Here is a 7,240-nt window from a genome sequence, read left to right on the forward strand (position 1 = left end):
ATGCCAGCGATCGCCGTGTTTTTCGACGATGGAGGGCCGCCAAGGCCCGAAGGAGGAGAAAAATACAATAAATAGAGCTCGGGCGGTGTCGACGGGGGCACGACAGCGCCCGAGCTTGGAGAGGACCATACAAGGTAGGGCGGGGTTCCTTCCAGGCGGGGTCCTCCTATGCCGGATATGCCCTACTTGGAGCCGTTCTATTCGTGGTTCCGTTGTAGAGATCTTCGCCCGGTTCATCCAGGAGGTCGGGGAAGTCGGCCAGATCGGGGACCGCGTGCATCCCCACCGGGTCGGACGTCCCGTTCCCGCTCGCGGACTTGGGCGCCCGCACGACGGCCCAGACCGTGGTGCCGCCGTCCTCGTGGCGCACTCCCCAGCCCTCGGACAGGGCCTCGACGATGCCGAGTCCGCGCCCGCCGAGCGAGGACAGCGTGCCCGGGCCGCGCCGGGGCTCGGTCATGGCGCCGCCGTCGCTGACCTCGAGTTCGAGGACGTCACCGCGGCGCAGCCAGCAGACCCTGACCTGGCCGGACGGCAGCGGCCGCGCGTGCCGCAGTGCGTTGCTGATGAGCTCGCTGAGGATGACGCTGGCGTCGTCCACGACCGTCTCGTAGACCCCCGAGTCGGCCAGTTCCGAGCTGAGGCGCCTACGGGCGACCGCGACGCTGGACGGTGCGTGTGGCAGCAGTACGACGCTCGACACCCTCACCTCCCCGTGGTTCCGCTTACTCGGACGAGTCCCGCCGTCGCTCTTCCAGTACGACCGAAATGCCCTGATGTACGCGACCGGAAACCCGGACGATCCAGTCCATCACCTGCACAACGAGTCACCGGCCGTCCGGTCACGGTGATCACCCCCGGAACGGAATCTCGTCACCAACGGCAACTATCAAAGGATCTATCCAGCCAACGGCGGACTTACTCCTCGCGCGCGCGTTTCGTCCATCACACCCCGCGGTCACCGTACTTTCTCGCACCAGCCAAGGTTGCCACCCGTCGAGACCGCTGAACGCCCAGGTCACAACGGTCTCACCCGGCCACCGGGGAGGGAGTGTCGTCACGGTGAGTAACCGAAACCGGTCATCGGGCACCGCGCAGCACGAGGCGCATGCAGGTTCCGTCGCCCGCACGCGCGCCACCTGCGGGTCCGCGGCCGTCCGCGGACCGGACGAGCGTGTTCGGACGTCCGATGGCCCGTTCCATTTCTGGTACTTCGCGGCTTACCGGCACTTTGCGTGATTGCGTGTGACTTCTCTCACGTTCGGCCGGATGAGCTGAAATTCTCCCGCCCTGTGCCTCCGTCAGCCGTTTGACGATATAGAGACCGAGCCCGATGCCGCCGAAGCGCCGCCGGTCGCCGGCGTCGCCCTGCACGAACCGCTCGAAGATCCGCTCGTGGTCGCCGGGCGGGATGCCGATGCCCTCGTCCACGACCGTGACGACGATGTCGGAGCCCTCGCAGCGGGCGCGGACGCTGACCGTCCCGCCGTCCGGGGAGTACTTGAACGCGTTCTCCAGCAGCTGCCCGAGCACGATGTCGGTCGCCATCGCGTCCCCCCGGCAGGGCGGCAGGTCGGGCGCGATCTCCAGCTCCACGCGGTGCAGCGGCGACAGGGACCGGAACCCGCCGACGACGCCCTCCAGCACCCGGGTCAGGTCGAACGCCTCGATCGTCACGGCCAGCTCGTCGGCGCCCGCGCGGGAGCCGAGCAGCAGGTGCTCGACCAGCCGGCCGAGGGACTGGGCGCGCTCGGCGATGGTGGCGACGGCGCTGCGCCGGTCGCCGTCGGCCATCTCGTCCCACCGGTTGACCAGCGTGGACGCGAAGCCCTGCACGACCGTGATCGGGGTGCGCAGCTCGTGGCTGGTGGTCGCCAGGAACAGGTCCTTGGCCTCTTCGAGGGCCTTGGCCTCGGACACGTCCCGGAAGTCGACGACCAGCTCGCCGGTCTCCTCGATCTCGGCGGCCAGCACGTTCAGCCACGTCCCGGACTCCAGCCGGAACGTGAGCATCTCCCCGAGCCCCGGCATGTCGAACGGCAGCGGGCGCCCGATCGCGGCCTCCGGCGGGATGCCGGTGAGGGCGTGCGCGGCCGGGTTCCACTGCCGGACGACCAGGTCGTGGTCGAGGACGGCGATGCCGTCCGCGCTGGAGTCGATCACCGCCCGCTCGTGCGCCCGCTGCCGGACGACCTCCGCGTACGCGACGGCGTTGCCGACCGCGACGCCGGCGTGCCCGGCGAGCAGTTCGAGCAGCTCCAGCTCGGTGTGCCCGGCCTTGCTGCCGGAGAACAGCGCGTAGAGCGCCCCGTAGGGCCGGTTCTGCAGGTAGGACAGTCCGAGCGCGATCGTGTGCAGACCGGGCAGCTCCGACCAGATCAGGTCGCCGAGGCGCTGCTCGCCGGTCGCGAGCTTGACGGTCTTGCCCGACCGCAGCAGCTCACCGACCAGGCTGGGCCGCAGCTCCGCCGACCGTCCCCGCATGTGCTCCGGCAGGCCGGACATGCTGACCAGCCGCAGCCGCTCGCCCTCGATCCGGACGAACCCGCCCGCGTCGGCGCCGGTCAGCTCGATCAGCGCGGTGGTGATCCGGTCGAGGACGACGCCGAGGTCGAGTTCGGCGTTCAGGTCGGCGACGATGTCGTTCAGCCGCCGGACGAGCCGGGCACGCTCGGTCATGTGGTGCTGGACGATGTCGTCCTCCTCGACCGGGTGGTACACGCCCACCCAGCCGAGCAGCGTCCCGCCCGGGTCCTTCAGCAGGCTCGTGTCGATGCGCACGTCGATGAGGCGGCCGTCCCGGTGGAAGCGGCGGGTCGCGATCGAGATCTGCCCGTTGTCGCCCTCGCCGGCGGGCCGGGTGAGCAGCCGCTCCTGGACGGCGTTGTGCTCGGCCTTCAGCTCGTCCGGAACGATCGGCGGGACGCGCCCGATCATCTCCGCGGCGCTCCAGCCGAACATACGCTCGGCGGCCGGGTTCCACACCGTCACCCGATGCCGCTGGTCAACGGCCACGATGGCATCGGCGGCGCTCTCGATGACGGCCCGCGCGATCGGATCGTGGACGTGCTGGTACACGCCTGTCATCGTGCCACCGGACTCCGGCGCGCCGCCGGGTAACTTGCATCGAAAATTGCCACGTGAACCTTACCTTTTGGTAAGGCTACCGTCTGGTAATCCTGCCGATGAGCAGCGCGGCGGCCCCCGCGACCAGGAACGACAGCAGCGAGGCGCTCATCCAGCTCTGCGGGGCGAAGTGCAGCGCGTCCTGGACGTCCCGCCAGAAGTCCGCCCAGCGCTCGACCGTGCCGGGGTTGATCAACTGGTAGACGACGAACCCGATCGCCCAGGCCGCGATCATCCCCCACCGCGACGGCGCCCGGCGTGACACGTCCCATCCGTCCAGGCCGGCCGCGGCCTCCCCCTTGGAGAGGGTCGCCGCACCGGACGCGGCGGCCGGGGCGCGGCGGCGTCCGAGGAAGAAGTCGGCGGCGAGCACACCCAGCATCGGGACGAAGACCGACCCGATCAGGGTCAGGAAGCCCGCGTAGTCGTCGATGTCCAGGGCCAGCGCGAGGACGGTGATGCCGGCACCGAGCAGCACGCTCAGGACCCGGCGGTCGGCGCGCGGGAAGAGGTTCTGGATCGACACGGCCGTGGAGTAGGTGTCGGCGAACGACTGGTCCGCCTCCCGCAGCACGAAGATCGCGAAGAACACCACGCCGAGCGAGGCGCCGAGGAACGGGTCGAACACCCGGCCGGTGTCGCCCGCGACCAGCGCGAGCGCCAGCAGTCCGAGCACGTAGGCGATGATCTGCGTGACCGAGTAGCCGACGGACGCCGCGCCGAACGCCGCCCGCTCCGTCCGGGAATGCCGGGTGTAGTCGGCGGCGACCGGAACCCAGGAGATCGACACGGCCAGCGCCGCGTCCGCCCCGATCCAGAAGCCGCCCCACGAGCCCTCCGTGAGGTCGGGCAGCGGCTGCCGGACGAGCTCCACGTAGAAGTAGACGAGCGCGATCGCCACCGCGACCGTCACATACCGGCGCAGAAGCCGCACGGACCCGAGCGGCCACACCGTCAGCACCGTCGTGATCACGCCGGCCGCGACGACGTAGCCCCAGCGGGGCACCCCGTCCCACAGCTCACCCGCGGCGTCCGCGATGACGATCAGCTCGAACGTCCCCCAGCCGACGAGCTGCGCGATGTTCAGGACCGTCGGCGCGTACGACAGCCGCGCGCCGAACAGGCCGCGCAGCAGCACCATCGCGGGCTGGCCGGTGCGGGCCCCCGGGACCGCGGCGAGGCCCAGCATCAGCCCGCCGATGATCGTTCCGACGGCCATCGCGACGATGCCCGCCATGATGGAGATGGTCGGCCTGCCGTCGCCGTCCGGCGCCAGCACGGTGTAGGCGCCGGAGAAGGCCAGCAGGCTGACGCCGAGGTTGGCCCAGAACGCGCTCTGGTCCCAGAACCCGAGAACCTTGGGGGCGGGCTCGTCGAGGGTGAAGGGGACCTCGTTCGCGGGCCGCTCGCCCCGAGGGCGCTTTTCGACATCGGACGTCACGGGACACGCTCCCTACGCCGGCATTACCCGGACAGGTTCATGCGGTCGGCGACGCCCTGGAGGCCGCCCTCTCAGCCCGGCTCTGGCCCGAGCTCCCGCGGTTATCGGTCAGGCCCGATCGTACAACCGATGGTCATCTCCCCCAAAGGGGATGATCACGCCACATACGGCGGGACGTCGCCGGTGCCCTCCATCGGACGTCCGGCCTCCGCCCAGCTCTTCATCCCGCCGTCGACGTTCCGCGCCAGCCAGCCCGCCTGGTTCAGCGCCACCGTCACCTGCGCCGACCGCTGCCCCGACCGGCAGATCACGAAGACCTCCCGGTCGCGCGGGACCTCCCCGGCGCGGTCGCCGAGCTGCCGCATGGGGATGTGGACCGCCTCGGGCGCGTGGCCCGCGTCCCATTCGTCCTGCTCCCGGACGTCCAGCAGATAGCCGTCCCGCGGGACGTCGGCCGCGTCGACGCCCGGCACGTCTTCCCCGAAAATCATCACACCCCCATGGAACCGCGCGAACCGGCCTCGCGTCGAATCACGTATGCGGTATCGGACGCTCCTGTTCGCCGCGCCCGGGCTGGCCATGCTCCTGACCCTGGCCGCCTGCGGCGACGAACAGGCCAACGGAAACCCCGCCGAAGCGCCGTCCGGCACGACGTCCGTTCAGCCTTCCGGCACACCCGCCGACTCACTGACCATCTCCGTCAAGGCCTCCGCGGAGGCCCCCGCCAAGACCTGGACGCTGACCTGCGATCCCCCTGGCGGTACCCACCCGAAGGCCGCCGACGCATGCGCGGCCCTGACCAAGGCCCAGGACCCCTTCAAGCCCGTCCCCAAGGACCAGATGTGCACCAAGATCTACGGCGGCCCTGAGATCGCCACGGTCAAGGGCACCTGGCACAACAAGGACATCGACACCAAGTTCACCCGCGAGGACGGCTGCCAACTCCACCGCTGGACCGAGGTGGCCCCCGTCTTCGGCCCCGTCCCCAAGGTCCGCTGACCGAGCCCTCCCCGTTCCGGTTCGGTCCTGCCAGGTCAGGCCCCGGCACCCGCCGGGGCCTGACACTCCCGCCCAGCCAACCCGGGCGGACCAGCCCCGTCTCGTAGGTCAGGACGACGAGCTGCGCGCGGTCGCGGACCCCGAGTTTGGCCAGGATGCGGCTCACATGGGTTTTGACGGTGGCCGGCGACACCACCAGCCGTCCGGCGATCTCCTCGTTGGACAGCCCCTCGGCCACCAGCGCCAGGATCTGGTGCTCGCGGGCGGTGAGCGTACCCAGTTGCGCGGCGGCCGGCGGAGGGGCGATCCGGGACGCGAACTCGCTGAACAGCCGCCGCGTCACCCTGGGCGCCAGCAGCGCGTCCCCGCGGGCGACGGCCCGCACGCCCATGATCAGCTCCAGCGGTTCGGTGTCCTTCACCAGGAAGCCGCTGGCACCCGCCTCGATCGCCCCGTAGACGTAGTCGTCGTGCTCGTAGGACGTGAGGATCATCACCCGGACGTCCCGCAGCCGCGGATCGCCGGTGATGCGGCGGGTGGCCTCGATCCCGTCGAGGACCGGCATCTGGACGTCCATGAGGATCACGTCGGGGCGGAACTCCACGGCCTGGCGCACGGCCTTCTCGCCGTCCCCGCACTCGGCGACGACCTCCATGTCGTCCTCGTCCTCAAGGAGCGCCCGAAAGCCCGCGCGCACCAGGACCTGGTCGTCCGCCAGCGCCACGCGGATCACGCCGTCTTCTCTTCCGCGCAGCGGCCCGGCCTCGTCACGCCCCGACCGTAACGACGCAGGGCGGCCGCGTAACCCTCTCTACGCAGTATTCGAGAAGTACTGCCGCCGTAGTAGCCGCCTAATCGGCGGTGCTCACAGCCAGCCGCCGATGCTGCGGTTCTGGGAGACGGCCGTGTCGAAGGCCAGGGGGCAGGCCAGGATCAGGGTGCGCATCGGTTCGGGTGGCTGGACGTGCATCTGCAGGACGTAGCGGTCGGCGCCCGTGAACATCTGCGACAGGAACTCGCCGTAGCCGTCGAAGCCGCGCTGCATGCGGGCCAGCTCCCGCTGCTGCCAGTCGGTGACCCGGCCGCTCAGCAGTTCGTAGTAGCCGATCTGCTGCTCCTGGGCGGTCAGGATCTCCCAGCCGCGCAGCGCGCGCTTGCGCAGGTGGCCGATGAGGCCGCCCTGCGGGGTGAGGACCTGCATCTGGGGCGTGCCCATGAAGCCGTACGGCTTGTAGAAGAGGAAGTACGGCATCCCGTCGGGGCGGTAGATCGTGAGCTTGCGCTCGGCCTTGGTCTGGCTCGCCTGGTTGAGGACGCGGAACGCCTTCTTGGCCCCGCTCACGCCCTCCTCCCGGACGTAGGCCGCGGGCTGCCCCTGCGGGCTCCAGATCGTGTAGTTCGCCTCGGTCGAGAAGAACTGCGCCGGCTGGTCGTAGACGAGGATCGGCGCACCGTACAGGTCGGGGAACCCCTGCTGCTGCGGGACCTGCGGTTGCCGCGGCGGGTAGCCGGGCTGCTGGGGCGGCGCGTAAGCGGGCTGCGCGTAGCCGGCCTGCTGGGGCGGGTACGCGGGCTGCTGCTGCGGGTAGCCGTAGCCGGGCTGCGGTGCGTAGGGCGGGGCGTGGGCCGGTCGGGGAGCGCCGTAGCCCGGGTGCGGCGGGCCGTATCCGGGGC

Annotated in this window: 6 protein-coding genes, 1 pseudogene and 1 riboswitch; of the genes and pseudogenes, 1 reads left to right on the forward strand and 6 read right to left on the reverse strand. The window is 70.5% G+C overall.

Translation table 11 applies throughout. The features are described 5' to 3' along the window. Positions 1-166 precede the first annotated feature (166 nt). From E1284_RS16055 to E1284_RS16070, 4 genes are all read right to left on the reverse strand, one after another. Positions 167-703, reverse strand: a complete 537-nt coding sequence (locus E1284_RS16055) for an ATP-binding protein (RefSeq protein ID WP_243714513.1) — start codon at positions 701-703, stop codon at positions 167-169. Positions 704-1,080: 377 nt separating this feature from the next. Beyond that, on the reverse strand, positions 1,081-3,087 hold the full coding sequence (locus tag E1284_RS16060; RefSeq protein WP_131939888.1) for a PAS domain-containing protein: 2,007 nt from the start codon (positions 3,085-3,087) through the stop codon (positions 1,081-1,083). 76 nt (positions 3,088-3,163) lie between these two features. After that, complete coding sequence (locus E1284_RS16065; RefSeq protein ID WP_131939889.1) at positions 3,164-4,567, reverse strand: purine-cytosine permease family protein; 1,404 nt, start codon at positions 4,565-4,567, stop codon at positions 3,164-3,166. Beyond that, positions 4,560-4,676: riboswitch (TPP riboswitch) on the reverse strand. It overlaps the preceding gene by 8 nt. 46 nt (positions 4,677-4,722) lie before the next feature. Beyond that, a complete protein-coding gene (locus E1284_RS16070; RefSeq protein WP_131939897.1) occupies positions 4,723-5,055 on the reverse strand; it encodes a rhodanese-like domain-containing protein in 333 nt (110 codons plus the stop codon). A gap of 49 nt (positions 5,056-5,104) precedes the next feature. Here E1284_RS16070 and E1284_RS16075 point away from each other — a divergent pair, with 49 nt between their 5' ends. Continuing rightward, a complete protein-coding gene (locus E1284_RS16075; RefSeq protein WP_131939890.1) occupies positions 5,105-5,566 on the forward strand; it encodes an SSI family serine proteinase inhibitor in 462 nt (153 codons plus the stop codon). Positions 5,567-5,639: 73 nt separating this feature from the next. Here the strand turns inward: E1284_RS16075 and E1284_RS16080 are convergent. Together E1284_RS16080 and E1284_RS41515 are read right to left on the reverse strand one after the other, a co-directional pair. Beyond that, positions 5,640-6,299, reverse strand: a pseudogene (locus E1284_RS16080) (response regulator); the annotation flags it as partial. A 132-nt stretch (positions 6,300-6,431) separates the two neighbouring features. Continuing rightward, on the reverse strand, positions 6,432-7,240 hold an 809-nt coding region (locus E1284_RS41515), incomplete at its 5' end, for an LURP-one-related/scramblase family protein (protein ID WP_165965291.1).

Source organism: Actinomadura bangladeshensis (genome assembly GCF_004348335.1).
In the GTDB taxonomy this organism is placed as follows: Bacteria; Actinomycetota; Actinomycetes; order Streptosporangiales; family Streptosporangiaceae; genus Spirillospora; species Spirillospora bangladeshensis.